Consider the following 15,738-nt stretch of genomic DNA (forward strand, 5'->3'; position numbering starts at 1 on the left):
GTCAGCCCTCCAGCAGCCGCTGCCCCACGTACTCGCCCGGCGCACAGCCGCCCGGCACCGCGTAGAGGCCGCTCGACTCGTGCCGCAGGAAGCGGGAGAGACCGTCCCCGCGGTCCAGCTTCCGCTGCACCGGCACGAAGCCCTTCATCGGGTCCGCCTGCCAGGCGATGAACAGCAGACCCGCATCCGGAGCACCGTCGTCGAGGAAACCGTCATGGTAGGAGAACGCCCGCCGCAGCATCGTCGCACCACGGTTGGTGGCCGGGGAGGCGACGCGGATGTGCGCGTCGCCGGCGATCGCCAGCGACCCGTCCGCGCGGACCTTGTTGAGGTCCGGCCGGGTCGTCTCCGTGCCGCCGGACAGCGGCGCCCCGTCCGACTTGCGGCGCCCGATCACCTTCTCCTGGCGTTCCAGGGAGAGGTGGTCCCAGGTGTCGAGCAGCATGCGGATGCGCCGGACCACCGCGTACGAGCCGCCCGCCATCCAGGCGTCCTCACCGCTGCGGTCCTCCGGCACGTAGACCTTGGCGGCGAAATCGGGGGACGAGGGCTTGGGGTTGTTCGTGCCGTCGATCTGGCCCATCAGGTTCCGGCCGGTCATCGGCTGCGCGGTGGCGCCGGGCGTCCGGTTGAAGCCGTTCATCTGCCAGCGCAGCCGTGCCGTGCCCGCGGCCTGCTGCTGGAGCAGCCGCAGCGCGTGGAAGGCCACGAGCGCGTCGTCGGCACCGATCTGCACCCACAGGTCACCGTCGCTGCGCTTGGGGTCGATCGCGTCGGCGGTGAAGGTGGGCAGCGGCTCCAGAGCGACGGGCCGCTTGTCGGTCAGACCCGTCCGGTCGAAGAACGTCCGGCCGAAGCCGAAGGTGACGGTGAGCGAGGAGGGTCCCGCATCGAGCGCCACCCCGGACTCGTCGCCTCTGGGCGTCTTCCCGGCCATGAGGTCGGCCGCGGTGGCCGACCACCGGCGCAGCAGCGCGGCGGCGGCCTTGCGGTCGGCCCCCGGCGCGAGGTCGAACGCGAGGAGGTGACCGCACGCCTGCGCTTCGTCGGCGATCCCGGCCTGGTGCGCGCCGTGGAAGGACCGGCTCGCGGAGCCGAGGCCGGTCAGCGGGTCCGGGTCCTTCCGTACGGTCTCGGTGGCGAACGCGCCGGCCGCACCGCCCGCGACGAGCCCGGCCGCGCCCGCGGCGCCTGCCGTGCCGAGCAGCCGGCGTCGGCTGACGCCGCTCCCCGCGCCCACCCGGCCGGCCTTCGCCGTCTTCGGGGACGTCAGGGTCTGTCCGGCGTCCCGCTCCGCGGACCGCTGTGCGCCCTGCTCGGCGGGCTTGGCGGCCTTCGCGCCCTCCTCCGCGATCTTCTTCGCGTCCTCCCTCGTGTTCTCCCGCGCGTCCTGCTCTGCGTCCCGCTTCGGGTCCTGCTTCGGGTCCTGGGAATCCTGGGATCGTTCAGCCATCAGTTGATCTTCACGTTCCTGAGCTCCGTGATCTGGTCGATGTCGGAGGTCCGTACGGTCAGGGTGAGCTGCCACGTGCCCGCCATGGGCAGCTGGAAGCCGGCGGCCTGCCAGCGGCCGGCGGCGACGCGCTTGAGGGACGTCCGCAGCGGGCCGATGTTCTTCTCTTTCTCGGTGAAGGAAACCTCCAGCTCCGGTACGTCGGCGGCCTGGCCGGCCGGGTCGGTCACGGAGACGTCGAGGGAGTTGTTGCCCGAGCGCGCCGGGTCGATACGTACGACGGCCGTGCCTCGCCCGTTCGCCCCACCGGTGTCATACGGGATCCTGATCACGGCCGGTCCCGGGGCGGCCGGACCCGAGGGACGGGGGCCGCCTGCGGCCGCCTGCCGCTGCTCGGTCTCGGCCCGGCCCGGCTGGGTGCCCGTGAGCAGGGTGGTGACGGCGAGCAGGACGACGGCGACCCCGGCCTCGGCCAGGACGGCGCGGCGCAGCCCGCTCCGGCCTTCGTCCGCGTCGCGTCGCCGCCGCCCGGCGGCCTTTTCCAGGGCCTCCTGCTGGCGGGCGAGCTGGGCGGCCCGTTCGGGGGAGGCGGCCTTGTCCTTCCGGGAGGAGCTCACCGGTCCGGCCGTCCGGCCCTGCCCGGCCGCCGCTGCCCGGGCCGGCTTGCCCGGCCGGTCCAGCCGGGCCTGCCCGGCCGCCGGGGCCGTCTTCTTCGGTGCGGGGCGGCCGTCGGTGAGCCGGCCCGTCCAGCGCCGCGAGAAGGACGCGAGCGCGACCATGCCCGCCACGAGCACGGCCTTGAGGAGGAGCAGACGACCGTACTCCGTACCGGTGAGCGCGCCCCACGAGCCGACCTGCCGCCAGGACTGGTAGAGGCCGGTCGTGACCAGGACGCACACCGAGGTGAAGGCGAGCCGGGAGAAGCGCTGCACTTCCGCGCGGCGGACCGGTTCTCCGGACCACAACGCGGCCAGGAGCGCGGCCAGGCCGCCGAGCCAGACCGCGACGCCCAGCAGGTGCAGGACGTCGACCGGCATCGCGAGCCACGGCTGGAGGCCCGCCGACGCGTGTTCGGCCATCGCCCAGGTCGCCGCCAGCCCGACGGCGACGACGGTGCCGCCGATCGCGAGCCCGTAGGCGACGTCACGGCGCTCGATGCCCGTGCGGTCGCCGTCCTCGCGGGCGTACGAGCCGAACAGCACGGCCAGGAACACGGCCGCGGCGCTCAGCAGCAACAGCCGCGACAGCAGTGCCGCCCCGGGTTTCGTGGCCAGCACGTCGCCGAGGAGGGTGAGGTCGAAGGAGGAACCGAGTCCCTTGCCGCCGGTGTACGGGCCGCGCAGCAGCAGGAGCACCGCGGTTGCGGCGAAGAGAGTGATCCAGCCGCCGACCGCTGTCCGCTGCACGGGCCGAGAGGAGCGGCACACGCCCGCGAACACACAGCCGCCGACGAGGAGGAGGAGGCCGGCATAGGCCGCGTACCGCCCCGTGGTGTAGAGCGCGTCGACGACCGGGTCGGCCCCGGCCGCCGGCACTTCGGCCGCCGTCTTCGACGGCGCGCCTATGGAGAAGGTGAAGGCCCCGGCCACCGGGTGGCTGTCCGCGGAGACGGCCTGCCAGGCCACCGTGTAGGTGCCGTCGGCGATCCCGCCGGCGAGCCCGACGGCGGCCGTGTCGGACCGGCCGTCCACGTGGGCGGGCTTGCCCTCGTCGACGCGCTTGCCCTGCGGGTCGAGGACCCGCACCGAGTCCGCGCTCAGCAGGACGCCTTCGGAGAAGGTGAGCTTCACCCGGCCGGGCGCGGCCGGCACCACCGATCCGGAGGCGGGGTCGGTGGCGGTCAGCGCGGCGTGTGCCGAGGCGCTGCCCGCACCGGGCCCGAGCGCGCACAGCAGCGCGGCGAGCAGCGTGCCGAGGACCGGCAGCAGCCGCCCGGCGGTCAGGGTCTTCATCGCACGTCAGTCCTTGGGACGGAACGTCGTCGACTCCACGGGCACCTGGACCTTGACCGGCCCGGCGGTGGCGAAGTGCAGCGTGAACTCGACCTTCTCGCCGACGTCCGGCTTGTGGCCGAGCTTGCCGAGCATCAGGTGCGTGCCGCCGCGGGTGAGCTTGAGCTCGCCCTTGGCCGGGACGTCGAGGGTGGTCGCGTGCTTCATCTGCGAGCCCTCGGTGGTGTGCATGGTGATGTCACCGGAGAGCGGGCTGGTGACCTTGGTGAGCCGGTCGGCCTTGCTGCCGTCGTTGGTGACGGTGAGGTAGGCGGCGGCCATGTCGGTCATCGCGGGCTGCGGCAGGTAGGCGCCGCTGACCGAGATCTCCGGCTTGCCGGAGGCCAGGGCGTCCTTCTCGGACTGGCAGGCCGTGAGCAGCAGGAGCCCTCCGGCGAGGACGAGCGGCAGGGCGGCGGCGGTGGCGGCGGTGGTCTTGCGCATTACGGGTTCTCCCCCTTGATGATCTTCGGGAGATCCTTGGAGTACTGGTCCTTGGTGGTTTCGGTCGTGTAGATCCAGTGGCCGCCGTCGTCCTTCGGCGAGAAGGCGACGACCTCGGCGCCGTGGCTGACGGTTATGGAGCCGTCCTTCTCCTTCTTGGGCTTCTCCACGAAGATGCCGATGCCCTTCGCCGCCGCCTGGATGGTGGCGAAGTCGCCGGTGAGGCCGACGATGTCCTGGCCGCCCTGGGCGTCGAGCCACTCGCGCATCCGCTTGGGGGTGTCGCGCTCCGGGTCGGTGGTGACGAAGACGACCCGGAGCTTCTCCCGGTCCTCCTTCGGCAGCGACTTCTCGGCCGCGGCGATGTCGGCGACGACGGTGGAGCAGACGTCGGGGCAGTAGGTGTAGCCGAAGTAGAGCAGGAGCGGCCGCCCCTTGGTCTCGTTGACCAGCTCGTACTTCTTGTCGTTCGTGTCCGTCAGGACCAGGTCCGGCTTGGCCTTCGGGCTGTCGAGGGTGATCGCCGGCTTCTTGGGCTGGGCGGAGACGTCGGCGACGGGCTTGTCGCCGCCGTCGTCCGAGCCGCCGCCGCAGGCGGTCAGCGTGAGCGCGGCGGCCGTGGCCAGGGCCGCGCCCAGGATTCTGGTGCGCATGGAGCTCTTCTCCAGGGAGGGGTGGTGGTGCCGGGGAGCGGGACGGCCCCGTGTCAGGCGGTCGGGCGGCGGCGGCCGGCGAGCACGCCGAACGCGACGCCGGCCACGCCGACGACGATGCCGACGACGCCGAGGACGCGGGCGGTGGTGTCGCTGCCGGAGCCGCCGTCGTCCTTGCCGGAGTCACCGGCCGCGTTCTCGCTCTTGCTGCCGTCGCTCTTGTCATCGTGGTGGTCGCCGCCCTGGACGGTGGCGCCCTTGGCGAGGAGCTTCAGCGTGGGCGCCGGGTGCTCGGCCTCGGCACCGCCCGGCTTGGACGGGTCGATCCAGCGGACGACGTCGTCGTCGGAGTACGTCTGGAGCGCCTTGAAGACCAGCTCGTCGGCGTCGTCGGGCAGCTTGCCGACGGACAGCGGGAACTGCTGGAACTGGCCCGGCTCGATCTTGCCGCCGGTCCAGGTGATCTTGCTGACGGCCTCGTCGATGGTCTTGCCGTGCATCTGCAGCGGCTTGTCCAGCTTGGCCTTCTCGACCTTCACCTCCCAGCCGGGGACCGGCTGGGGCATCACCGAGGCGAGCGGGTGCTTGGGGTCGAGCGTGACCTCGAGCTTCACGGTCGAGGCGTTGTCCTTCTCGTTCGGCACCTTGAAGGCGATGGTGCTGTAGCCGCCCTTCTCGGCGGTGCCGGGCTGCACGGAGACGTGAGCGGAGGCGGGGCCGGCGAGCAGCAGGACGGCGCCGGCGGCGACGGTGCCGATGACCGGGAGACGGCGAAGGCGAGCGGACTTGGCGTTCATGGGGACACTCCGGAGACAGGAGGGAACAGGGGAGGGGTGGCACGCGTGCGGTGGTGACGACGACGGTGCGACCGCCTTCCTGCCCGGACTGCTTCTCTCACCCCGGGGCGGCCTGCCGGAATGCGGGCAGGCACAGCCGTACGCGAGCGCACGCAGAAGAACCGGGGCGCTCAAGAGCCCGGGCCCGAGGGCCCGTACGCCGGACCCGAGAGGCCCTTACGGCGGGCCCGAGGGTCCTTACGGCGGAGAGGAGATCGGAGAGGAGATACGGCGGCGGTACGTCGTCAGGCCGCGAGGGCCAGGGCAGGCGGGCCCCGCCTGATCACGGAGTGCTGGAGAGCCGGCTCCGCCGCGGGCCGCTCCTCGGCCGCGGCCGTACGCGGAACGACGGCCACCGGCTTCCCGAGGACGAGCTCGCGCAGGGCGCCCGCGAGGGCGAAGGCGGTGCGCAGGGCCTGGAGGAGAGGGGTCTGCGCGACCTCGCGCGCCGACTGCTCCGAGAGCCTCACCAAGCGCCACAGCGCCACCTCGCCCCGGCGCAGCAGCCAGCCCGCGGCCAGCGCCGCGAGGAGGTGGCCGAGCAGCATCGGCAGCGAGAGGGGGAGCGCGTCGTGCAGGGACCCGAGCAGCGAGCCGGACGGCACGCCGCCGGACGCCCCCGCGGCCTGCCCGGCGGCCGCGGCCGCAGCATCCGGCTGCATGGGGTGCACGGCCGGGTCGAGACCGGCGTCGGTGATGACACGGCGGGCGGCGGACGCGGACATCAGCTGCGGCTGGTTGCAGATCAGCTTCGAGGCGAAGTCGATCATCCGGCCTTCGGCGGCCGTGTGCCGCGGCGCCATGCCCGCGCTCTGCTGGCCGACGCCGAAGAGGGTGTGCAGCGCGAGCTGCCCCGCGGCCAGGCCGGCCGCGATCGACGGCAGCGAGCGCTCCCGTCCCGCCAGCGGCAGCGCCACGGCGAGAACGACCAGGAAACCGGCCGCGAGCGTCCACAGCGGCACCCGCGCACAGGAGGCCAGCACATGCCCGCCCGCGGACAGCAGAACGCAGACCGCGGTGAACACCGCGGCCCGGATCAGTCGCAGATCGGCGCCGACACGCCCGACGGGGTGAGACATGGCTGCGCCATCATCCCACCGGGCTTACTCCTCCCCTACGGCAGGGGGCGCTCGATCTCCACCCGACGGGGGCGCACCGGCGCACTTGCGTACGCCGCCATACACCGATGCATCCACCGGGCGCGTCGTCCGAATGAGCGGTCTCACACACTCGGGAGGCTTACGGGGTGTCAGTGCTGGCTATACGTATCGGTATGTCGAGCCGCGGCCAGGAGGCTGGAGCATGAGCATTTGGTGGTCACTCCATCTGCGGCGCGAGGCCGCGAGCGTTCCGCTCGCGCGGCGGTTGCTCGTCGGCGCCATGGAGACGGCCGGCGTCGACCCCGATATTTCCTATGACCTTTCGCTCGCTCTGAGCGAGGCGTGTGCGAACGCCGTCGAGCACGGCGGCGATTCCTCGACCGGCTACCTGGTCACGGCGTTCATCGACGGAGACACCTGCCGGATCGAGGTCACCGACTCGGGCCCGGGCTTCCCGGGGCAGCCGCGCCCGCACGAGCGCCGCAGCCGGCGCCCGCAGCCCCCCAGGCCCCTCGCTCCCGCCGAGGACGAGCACGGCAGGGGGCTCTTCCTCATCGAGTCGCTCACCGATCACGTCCGCGTCCGGAACCGTCCCGGCCGGCAGGGAGCCGTCGTCACGTTCGACAAGATCCTCAAGTGGAGAGAGGACGCGGCGCTGCTACGGGCGTCGTGAGCCGCCCCCGGAGCCCCGGCTCCGGTCAGGACACCGGCTCCGCTCAGGACACCGGCAGCGTCAGCGGTCAGGAGACCGTCAGCGCTACTTCGTGGACCTCCGTGACCGGGTGGCCGGCCTGGGCGTGGACCCGCTTGACCGCGTCCGCCGAGGGCGCCTCGGACAGGCAGTAGACCGTGCCCGACTTCGGGTCCGCCCACGCCTGCTCGAAGTGCACGCCTTCCTCCGCCTCGATGGCCAGGTCCCTGCGGTGCGCTTCCTTGAGCTGCTCGGCCGTGATGCCCTGCATGCCGTGATGGACGTCCATGAACTTGCCCATGGCTCCTCACACCTCCCTGGGGTCCCCCCGGGTGCACCTTCTCCGGCCATGATGCGCGCACGGACCCCCGGGCCACCACTCACGGACCCACCACTGCGGGAACGCCGTGAGCCTTGGTCCCTCCTGCAGGAGGGACCAAGGCTCAGCGACTCATGCGGCTCACCCGGCTCACGCACGGGCAGCGACGTCGTCAGCCCTTCAGGGCCGCCATCCACGCCTCGACGTCCGAGGACGTCCGCGGCAGCGCAGCGGACAGGTTCCGGTTGCCGTCCTCGGTCACGAGGATGTCGTCCTCGATCCGGACGCCGATGCCCCGGTACTCCTCGGGCACGGTCGTGTCGTCCGCCTGGAAGTACAGCCCGGGCTCCACGGTGAGCACCATGCCCGGCTCCAGAACGCCGTCCACGTACGTCTCCGTACGGGCCACCGCGCAGTCGTGGACGTCCAGGCCCAGCATGTGGCCGGTGCCGTGCAGGGTCCAGCGGCGCTGCAGGCCCAGCTCCAGGACGCGCTCCGCAGGGCCCTCGATCAGACCCCACTCGACCAGCTTCTCGGCGAGCACGCGCTGCGCCGCGTCGTGGAAGTCGCGGTACTTCGCGCCCGGCCGGACGGCCGCGATGCCGGCCTCCTGCGCCTCGTACACGGCGTCGTAGATCTTGCGCTGGAGGGCGTCGTACGTGCCGTTGATCGGCAGCGTACGGGTGACGTCGGCCGTGTAGAGGCTGTTCGTCTCCACGCCGGCGTCCAGCAGGAGCAGGTCGCCGGAGCGGACCGCGCCGTCGTTGCGCACCCAGTGCAGGGTCGTGGCGTGCGGGCCGGCGGCGCAGATCGAGCCGTAGCCGACGTCGTTGCCCTCGACGCGGGCGCGCAGGAAGAACGTGCCCTCGATGTAGCGCTCGGAGGTCGCCTCCGCCTTGTCGAGGACCTTCACGACGTCCTCGAAGCCGCGCACCGTGGAGTCCACGGCCTTCTGCAGCTCGCCGACCTCGAAGGCGTCCTTCACGAGCCGCTGCTCGCTGATGAAGACGCGCAGCTCCTCGTCCCGCTCGGCGGTGACCTTGTCGGTCAGGGCCTCCTCGATGCCGGCGTCGTGGCCGCGGACGGCGCGCACCGGGCCCGTGGCCTCGCGCAGCGCGCCGGCCAGCTCGCGGACGTCCTTGGCGGGCAGGCCCAGCAGCTGCTCGGCCTCGGCGAGGCTGTGCCGGCGGCCGACCCACAGCTCGCCCTGGCCGTCGAGCCAGAACTCGCCGTTCTCCCGGTCGGAGCGGGGCAGGAGGTAGATCGTCGCCCGGTGTCCCTCGGGGCCGGTGGGCTCCAGGACGAGCACGCCGTCCTGGCTCTGGTCACCGGTGAGGTACACGTACTCCGTGGAGGCGCGGAAGCTGTACTCGGTGTCGTTCGAGCGGGTCTTCAGGTTCCCGGCAGGGATCACCAGGCGCTCCCCGGGGAAGCGCGCGGAGAGCTCGGCCCGGCGGCGGGCCGTGTGCGGGGCCTGCTCCACGGGCTGCAGGTCGTGCAGCTCGGTGTCGGCCCAGCCGGTCTTCATGTTCGCCGCCAGCTCGTCGGAGACGGCCGGGTAGAGGCCGTTCTTCCGCTGCTTGATCGGCTCGTCGCCTTCGGGATTCTCGGGCGCGGGCTGCTGCTCGGTCACTGCTCTCCTCCTCGGACGGGGCGCTTTCCATCGTATGTGCGACCGAAATACGAGGAAACTATGGGGAAAAGCAGCGGTGGATCATCCGAAGCGGGCTGGGCGGTGGGTGGTCACTCGAAGCGAGCGGCGGTCACTCGAAGTGCGCGGCGGTCACAACAAGCGGTCGATGGTCACTCGAAGTGCGCGGCGAGCAGGACGACGTCCTCGCTTCCCTCCCACTCGGCGGAGCTCTCCAGGTGGCTGTCGCGGTCGCTCTCCTGCGGCAGCACGGTGCGGAGCACGTGCTCGACGATGGCTTCCGGATCCCTGCGCGCGGCCTTGGGGACGCCCGCAGCGGCCGTGCGCAGCCGTGCGAAGGCGCGGTCCATCGGCCGGCCGGTCCGGTGCAGCAGCCCGTCGCTGTAGAAGAGGAGCGTTTCTCCGGGCGCCGGTTCGATCTCCACGCTGGGCGCCTCCCAGCAGGCCAGCATGCCGAGCGGTGCGGACAGCGAGGTCTCGACGAACTCGACGCGGTGGTCGCCGATGATCAGCGGCGGGCAGTGGCCCGCGCCCGCCAGGACGACCTTGCGGTCGGGCGGCTCGCAGTACGCGAAGACGGCCGTCGCGGCGCGGGACGGCTCGGTGAGCCGCAGCAGGAGCTCCAGGTCGGAGAGGACAGCAACCGGATCCTCCCCTTCCATGACGGCGTACGCGCGGAGGGACGCACGTAGCCGCCCCATGGCCGCCACGGCACTCGGACCGGAACCACTTACTCCGCCCACGGCCAGGCCGAGCGCGCCCTCGGGCAGCGGCAGCGCGTCGTACCAGTCGCCGCCGCCCAGCGGGCCGGTGCGGTGCCGGACGGCGAGCCGGATGCCCGGCGTCCGGGGCAGGCGGCTCGGCAGCAGCTCCTCGCGGAGGGTCGCCACGGTCTGCCGGGCCTCGGCCAGTTCGAGCTGGCGGCTGAGGTGTTCCGTGGCGTGGTCGCGGTAGAGGCCGGCCAGATGGCGCTGCCGCTCGGTGGGCTCGGCCGGCTCGTCGTAGAGCCAGACGGCCGCGCCGATCCGGCCCGCGTGCTCGGTCTCCAGCGGGAGGGCATAGCTCGCGCCGTAGCCGAGGCGGGCGGCGACCTCGCGGTGGCGCGGGTCGAGGCCCTCGTCGGCCGCGATGTCGGGGTGGGCCGTTCCGCTCCGGGAGCCGGCCGGCGGGAGATCGTCGAACAGCCGGCCGTACGCGGTCGCCGTCTGCGGATCGGAGGCGTCGGGATCGTAGACGTTCGGACGGGGGGCGTTCGGACCAGGAGCGTTCGGACCGGAGGCGTTCGGACCGGAGGCGTTCGGATCGGAGGCGTTCGGGCCGGAGGGCTCCGGGATGGTCTCGATGTGGCCGAGGTCCGCGTGGTTCAGCCCGAGCCCGACGGTGACGGCGTGGTCGTGGCCGGGGCCCGTGGCGGGGTGCAGGGTGACCAGACCGCGGCGGGCGCCGACGAGCGTCGCGCCCGCCCGCAGCGCCTCGTGCAGGGCGGCATCGAGGCTGGTGGTGCGGGTGAGCCGCTCGGTGAGCTCCTGGAGCGTGGTGAGGTCGGAGATCCAGCCCGCGAGGTGGTCCTGGACGACGGCGTTGGGCGCGGGGAGGACGGGCCCGGGCAGGAGGGCGGCACCGGAGGAGCCGTCGGGGGCGGCTGCGGCGGCCCGGCCGCCGATCACGCCGGCGCCGTCCGGCGTGCCCGGCCCGCCGGAACCGCCGGAAGTGCCGGGTCCGTCGGAAGCGGCAGGGGAGTGGGGATCCGCGGGGGAGGTGGCGGATGCGGGGGCCGGAGTCTGCGCGGGAGCAGGGACCGGAGGATTGATTCCGGCCACTTTCGGCAGGTGGGGGGTGGTCATGGCCGGCTGCCCGGGCCGGTCTGCGGCGGGGTGCTCCGGGCGCTCATGTGCACCAGGGCCCGCGGCGCTTCGCCGCTCCCTCTTGACCACCATCTTGACCTGTGTTTTCTCATGAATAGCATCGCAAACCCCCTGTCGCGTTGCGTGCTATCAGTGCTCCACATGTACACGCCCGGGCAAGGGAATGTCCAGCATTGAACCGGTGGGATTGGTGGTGTCTATGGGGTTTCAAAGATGGCCGGAAAATGGTCCCGAGGCCATGGATTTGCGGTCGACTGACGTTGCTCGACAGCGCGTCATATCCACCCCGGTGGGTACGTACACGGAGAAGGGCAGGGGCAGTTGGGGCCGCCCCGGAACCCGGCGGCGGGCCCGAGCGTCTTAACCGGCGACGGCCGCGCCCGCACCCGAGGGCGACGGGGAGACCCATGCCGCCGGCGAGGGGCGACAGGCTCAGCACGAAGCGCCATACGCGCGCCACCCCCCGCCATGTTTCACGCTCGGCCCGTGGCGTGATGCGCTGCGTTGTACAAGCAGTGACTTGTGATCCACCACGTGGTGTGCCGGCTTGGTGAGAGCCACGGCGTGTTGAGCGGCGCGCCATGTCGGGCCGTAGTGCCATGGAGTTCGGACGCGGCCCGGAAGCAGTTCAGGTGCAGTTCCAGTAGGCAGTCCCGCAGTGCCGTGCAATGACCATGCAGGGCCGAGCAGGGTTGTGCAGAGCCCTGCAGCGCCTTACGGGTCTCCGCGGCACGGCCGGGACCGGTACGGCCGTTCGGTTCCACCGGTACGGCCGTTCGGTCCGGCAGCACGGTTCCAGGTAGTACCGCTCCAGGCAGTACCGCTCCAGGCAGTAAGGCTCCAGTGAGTACGGCCCGCTCCACTTCGCTCCATCTGCTCCATCTGCTCCACTCCGCTCGATCTGCTCCACCTGTTCCACCTGCTCTGTCTGCTCCATCTGCTCCAGATCAGAAGTGCACGCATGCAGTCCATCAGTGCGATGGCGTTACGGCCCCTGCCACCGCAGGGGTCCCCGACTTCGGCGTTCACGGAAAGGAACGAGCGCTCATGCGCGAGATCCCCGGAAGGCGACGCAAGCTCTCGCTCAGGCGAGGCGACCGGTCCGCGGTCCTCACCGCGGCCCTGGCCTATGCCACCGAATGGCAGTGGCCCGTACTGCCCGGCGTGGGCCTGAGGCCCGACGGCGGGCGTCTGCGCCGGTGCAGCTGCCCGCAGCCCGACTGCGCGGCCCCCGGCGCCCACCCCTTCGACCCGGGGCTGCTGGCGGCCACCACGGACGCCCGGATGGTCCGGTGGTGGTGGACCAACCGTCCCGACGCACCGGTGGTGCTCGCCACGGGCGGTCGCGCGCCGTGCGCGGTGAGCCTGCCCGCGGTGGCCGGCGCACGCGCCCTGGCGGCGTTCGACCGCGCGGGCATCCGCCTGGGGCCCGTGGTGGCCACTCCCACCCGCTGGGCCCTCCTCGTGGCCCCCTACTCCCTGGAGGTCCTCGGCGAGCTGCTCCACCGGCAGGACTGGGTGCCCGGTTCGCTGCTCTTCCACGGGGAGGGCGGCTTCGTGGCGCTGCCGCCGTCGCCCACCGGGGCGGGGCGGGTGCGCTGGGAGCGGGCGCCGCAGCCGGCGGGTCCGGGCGGGCCGACCAGGGCCGGTGGTTCCGCCGAATCTGTCAAGGGCGCCTTCAGTGGCGGGATCCGTACGTTCCGTGCTGATCGGGCGGAGCGCGGGGAGCGTAAGGAACGTACGACCCGGCCCGCGCGGCCTTGGCTGCCGGACGTGTCCGCTCTGGTCGACGTGCTCGTCGAGGAGAGCGCCGGCACGGGGACGCCGGGCGGCGGCAGCCGGCTCGCGTACTGACGTCGATGCGACGGCGCAGTGACTGTCCTGACGGGGAACCCCGCGCGTCGGCGCGGGAAGCGGGCGCGACAAGCGCGTAGGGCAGGACGAGCGCGACAGGCACACAACGAGCACACGGAGAGCGCGTACGGACGGGAGACGCACGCGCTCTCACTCGTACGGGTGTAAGCCCGTCCGAGTTCTGCGGGATTCCACCGCGCGGCCCCGGGGACAGCCTTCCCCTGACCGCTATGTTCAGGTGAGGACTTGGGCCGGACGGTGTCGGCCGGGTCCGCCTATCAGGCAGTCGATGAGGCAGTCGATCAGGTAGTTGATCAGGCAGGGGTGCCCCGCAGGGCGGGGTGGTCCGAGCCGTCCCAGCCGTCCCCGCGATCCATTCAGCGTCCGCGCGGCGAATCTCAGGTGGTCCCCATGGAGCATGCGTCTGCGTCCGGTGTGCCCGGAGTGCCCGGCGGGTCGAGGGTGCCCGCGGAGCCCGGCGAATCCGTCGAACCCTGCCGGTCCGGCTTCCCCGGCCGGCCTGACGTCCCCGGCCGGCCTGACGTCCCCGGCCGGCCCGATCGCCTCGGTCCGTCTGCGGGTCCGTCTGTGGGGTCCTCTGCGGGCTCTTCTGCGGGTCTCTCCGAGCAACCCCGGCCGTCCGGTGACGCGCGAGGCGCCAACCTCCGTATGGTCGCGCTCGCGAGCGCGGTGGCTCTGGCCGTCGTGCTGCCGCTGGCGGCGGCCACGGCGGGTCCCGTAGGGCTGCCGGGTCCGGAGGGAAGCCGGGGGGAGAGCTCCGGTCAACGGTCTGACGCCGGCAACGGACTACGCCTGGCGCCGGGTAAAGGCTCGGCCAAGGAGGCCGGTCCGGAGCTCGGCCGCGGCCTGGGGAAGGGCCTCGGCAGGGACCTCGGCAAGGATCTCGGGAAGGACCTGGACGGCGGGTGGCCGGCGGCGTCGCCGCCGCTGGGGGGACCCGCGGCCGGGTCGGCGGTCTCCGCGTCCGCGCGCTGCGGCCCCGAACTCACCTCGCCGGAGGGCGTGGAGGCCCAGACGTGCGTCCTGGAGCAGGGGAACGAGACCTGGGCCCGTACGTACTACCGCAACGCCACAGGCGCCCCTCTGCGGGCCGTTCTGACCCTCATGGGCCCCGGCGGCCGGACCGTACAGGTGCACTGCCGCACGACCGCTTCCGACGACCCCGACGAGTGCGAGACGCCGCGGGCGCGGACGGTCCGGGCGGGGGCGGGGACGGCGGCGGCCGGCGCGGATGCGCAGCCGGGCGGAGAGGCCGGTGACGCGGGCCCCGGCGAAGATTCCTACACGGCCGTGGCGGAGATCGCTTCGGAGGACGGGAAGCTGCTGCTGCGGTCGGGAAGCAACTCGGCGGAGCAGGCGGGCTGATAGCCGGGCGCCGGGCTGACGGCCGAGTCGGCCGGACTGACAGCCGAGTCGGCCGGGCTGGCGGCCGGACCCGGCGCATCGACCGACCGGCGGGCCCAGGGACCGGCGGCTACGGCCGGTCGGCGCTTCCGGGCATGGAAACGCCCGGTCGCTGGCGACGGGGGATGCACCAGCGACCGGGCTCCTAGAACGGTAACAAGAGATTGGCCGTTCGCAAATTCGATCGTGGATTTCCGGACGCGTATTTCCGGGCTGACAGCGGGAGTTGTGACAGGAGTCACGTAATTGGCGCCGGATTAGCCCCCGGAATCAACCACTCCGCTGCTTGGAAGCCCTCACTCCGCCCCCGGTCACAGGGACAATCCCCCGCCGCGGCGGCGGACGGACGTCAGTTCAGAGTGATCTGACGGCTGGTGAGCCCGCTGCGCGCCCGGCGCTCGTCGGCCGTCAGGGGAGCAGCGTCGGCCAGGGCCGTGGCCAGGCGCTCCGCGAAGGCGGCCGCCGGCTTCTCGGTGTCCTCCGCGCGCATCGCGCTCGGCAGGTCCCACACGGGCACGGTCAGTCCGTGGGCCCGGAACGAGCCGACCAGGCGGGTGCCTTCACCGAGCGACGAGGTGCCTGCGGCGTGCAGCCGGGCCAGAGCGTCCAGAAGCTGCTCCTCGGGGTGGGTCATCACCCAGCGGAGGTGGTTCTTCTCCGGGGTCTCGCACCAGTACGCGGCGTCGACGCCCGAGAGGCGGACCGTCGGGATGGCGGCGGCGTTGGCCCGGTCCAGGGAGGCGGCGACCTCACCGGTCGCGTTCTCGGCGTTCTCGACCCAGAACTCGAAGCCCGTGTGGACGTTCGGCTCGAACGGGCCCTCCGGGTCCAGCAGATCCTGCAGGCGAGGCCCGTCGGCGGCGGCGCGGCCGGCGGTCACCGGGGTGCCCGGGGCGGCGGCCAGGGCGCGCTGGAGGGTGTCGGCGAGGTCGCGGCTGAGGTCGCCGGAGGCGGTGTCGTTCTGCAGGCCCAGCAGGACGGCGCCGTTGTCGCGGCGGAGGGCGGGCCAGGCCATCGGCAGGACGGTGGCCAGCGTCACGGACGGGACGCCTTCCGGCAGGCCGCCCTTGAGGGTGAGCTCGACCGTCGCGGCGGGCACCAGCTCGCGCAGCGCGACCCAGTCGGCCTCGCCGGGCAGCCCCTCGAAGGGCCGCTGGACGAGCTCGATGGCCGCGTGGGCGGCCGCGCGGCCGTGGCAGGCCTTGTAGCGCCGGCCCGAACCGCACGGGCAGGACTCACGGGCGCCGACGACGGGGATCGGACCGTCGACGGCCTGCGGCGTTGCGGCCTTGGTCTGGGGGCGGCGCTTCTTGGCCATGGCGTGCGTGTCTCCCGATCGGTGCAGCAGGTGCGTACGGCTCGTTGCGTACGGCTCGTACAGCTCGTACGGGCGCGAGCCTAGCGCTCGCCGCGACGGCCGGAACGGGCACGCGCGCGGGGCGTCGGGAGGAGGCCG

The 15,738-nt window shown here is 72.8% G+C and carries 13 protein-coding genes; 3 read left to right on the forward strand and 10 right to left on the reverse strand.

Going from position 1 to position 15,738, the window contains the following annotated elements:
• Window position 1: 1 nt before the first annotated feature.
• The 6 genes from efeB to ACFZCD_RS06975 all read right to left on the reverse strand — a co-directional run bounded on the left by efeB (window position 2) and on the right by ACFZCD_RS06975 (window position 6,456).
• A complete protein-coding gene (gene efeB / locus ACFZCD_RS06950; RefSeq protein WP_391828679.1) occupies window positions 2-1,453 on the reverse strand; it encodes an iron uptake transporter deferrochelatase/peroxidase subunit in 1,452 nt (483 codons plus the stop codon).
• Entirely contained in the window at window positions 1,453-3,405 is a 1,953-nt protein-coding gene (locus tag ACFZCD_RS06955; protein WP_391828681.1) for a copper resistance protein CopC, read from the reverse strand. The genes efeB and ACFZCD_RS06955 overlap by 1 nt, the downstream gene beginning before the upstream one ends.
• Before the next feature lie 6 nt (window positions 3,406-3,411).
• On the reverse strand, window positions 3,412-3,888 hold the full coding sequence (locus ACFZCD_RS06960) for a copper chaperone PCu(A)C (protein WP_391828683.1): 477 nt from the start codon (window positions 3,886-3,888) through the stop codon (window positions 3,412-3,414).
• The gene (locus ACFZCD_RS06965) at window positions 3,888-4,541 is read right to left on the reverse strand and encodes an SCO family protein (protein WP_391828685.1); all 654 of its coding nucleotides are present in this window, start codon (window positions 4,539-4,541) and stop codon (window positions 3,888-3,890) included. The genes ACFZCD_RS06960 and ACFZCD_RS06965 overlap by 1 nt, the downstream gene beginning before the upstream one ends.
• Before the next feature lie 53 nt (window positions 4,542-4,594).
• A complete protein-coding gene (locus tag ACFZCD_RS06970; RefSeq protein ID WP_391828687.1) occupies window positions 4,595-5,338 on the reverse strand; it encodes a YcnI family protein in 744 nt (247 codons plus the stop codon).
• Window positions 5,339-5,622: 284 nt separating this feature from the next.
• Window positions 5,623-6,456 carry a hypothetical protein gene (locus tag ACFZCD_RS06975; protein WP_391828689.1) on the reverse strand — a complete coding sequence of 278 codons (834 nt, stop codon included), beginning with the start codon at window positions 6,454-6,456 and terminating at the stop codon, window positions 5,623-5,625.
• A gap of 223 nt (window positions 6,457-6,679) precedes the next feature.
• Between ACFZCD_RS06975 and ACFZCD_RS06980 the strand changes: the two genes are divergently transcribed.
• The gene (locus tag ACFZCD_RS06980) at window positions 6,680-7,150 is read left to right on the forward strand and encodes an ATP-binding protein (RefSeq protein WP_391828691.1); all 471 of its coding nucleotides are present in this window, start codon (window positions 6,680-6,682) and stop codon (window positions 7,148-7,150) included.
• 67 nt (window positions 7,151-7,217) lie between these two features.
• On the opposite strand, the gene ACFZCD_RS06985 is transcribed toward ACFZCD_RS06980, so the two are convergent.
• From ACFZCD_RS06985 to ACFZCD_RS06995, 3 genes are all read right to left on the reverse strand, one after another.
• Entirely contained in the window at window positions 7,218-7,469 is a 252-nt protein-coding gene (locus tag ACFZCD_RS06985; protein WP_391828693.1) for an SCO4226 family nickel-binding protein, read from the reverse strand.
• 190 nt (window positions 7,470-7,659) lie between these two features.
• The gene (locus ACFZCD_RS06990; RefSeq protein WP_391828695.1) at window positions 7,660-9,120 is read right to left on the reverse strand and encodes an aminopeptidase P family protein; all 1,461 of its coding nucleotides are present in this window, start codon (window positions 9,118-9,120) and stop codon (window positions 7,660-7,662) included.
• A 170-nt stretch (window positions 9,121-9,290) separates the two neighbouring features.
• On the reverse strand, window positions 9,291-10,982 hold the full coding sequence (locus tag ACFZCD_RS06995; protein WP_391828697.1) for a PP2C family protein-serine/threonine phosphatase: 1,692 nt from the start codon (window positions 10,980-10,982) through the stop codon (window positions 9,291-9,293).
• Window positions 10,983-12,050: 1,068 nt separating this feature from the next.
• On the opposite strand from ACFZCD_RS06995, the gene ACFZCD_RS07000 reads away from it, so the two are divergent.
• Together ACFZCD_RS07000 and ACFZCD_RS07005 are read left to right on the forward strand one after the other, a co-directional pair.
• Complete coding sequence (locus ACFZCD_RS07000; protein WP_391828699.1) at window positions 12,051-12,857, forward strand: bifunctional DNA primase/polymerase; 807 nt, start codon at window positions 12,051-12,053, stop codon at window positions 12,855-12,857.
• Window positions 12,858-13,526: 669 nt separating this feature from the next.
• Window positions 13,527-14,243 (forward strand): hypothetical protein, encoded by a 717-nt coding sequence (locus tag ACFZCD_RS07005; RefSeq protein ID WP_391828701.1) that lies wholly within the window; start codon window positions 13,527-13,529, stop codon window positions 14,241-14,243.
• Window positions 14,244-14,631: 388 nt separating this feature from the next.
• Here the strand turns inward: ACFZCD_RS07005 and ACFZCD_RS07010 are convergent, their stop codons facing one another.
• Window positions 14,632-15,600 (reverse strand): DUF5926 family protein, encoded by a 969-nt coding sequence (locus ACFZCD_RS07010; protein WP_391828703.1) that lies wholly within the window; start codon window positions 15,598-15,600, stop codon window positions 14,632-14,634.
• Between the last annotated feature and the right edge of the window lie 138 nt (window positions 15,601-15,738).

This window comes from Streptomyces sp. NPDC008001 (assembly GCF_042958085.1).
In the GTDB taxonomy this organism is placed as follows: Bacteria; Actinomycetota; Actinomycetes; order Streptomycetales; family Streptomycetaceae; genus Streptomyces.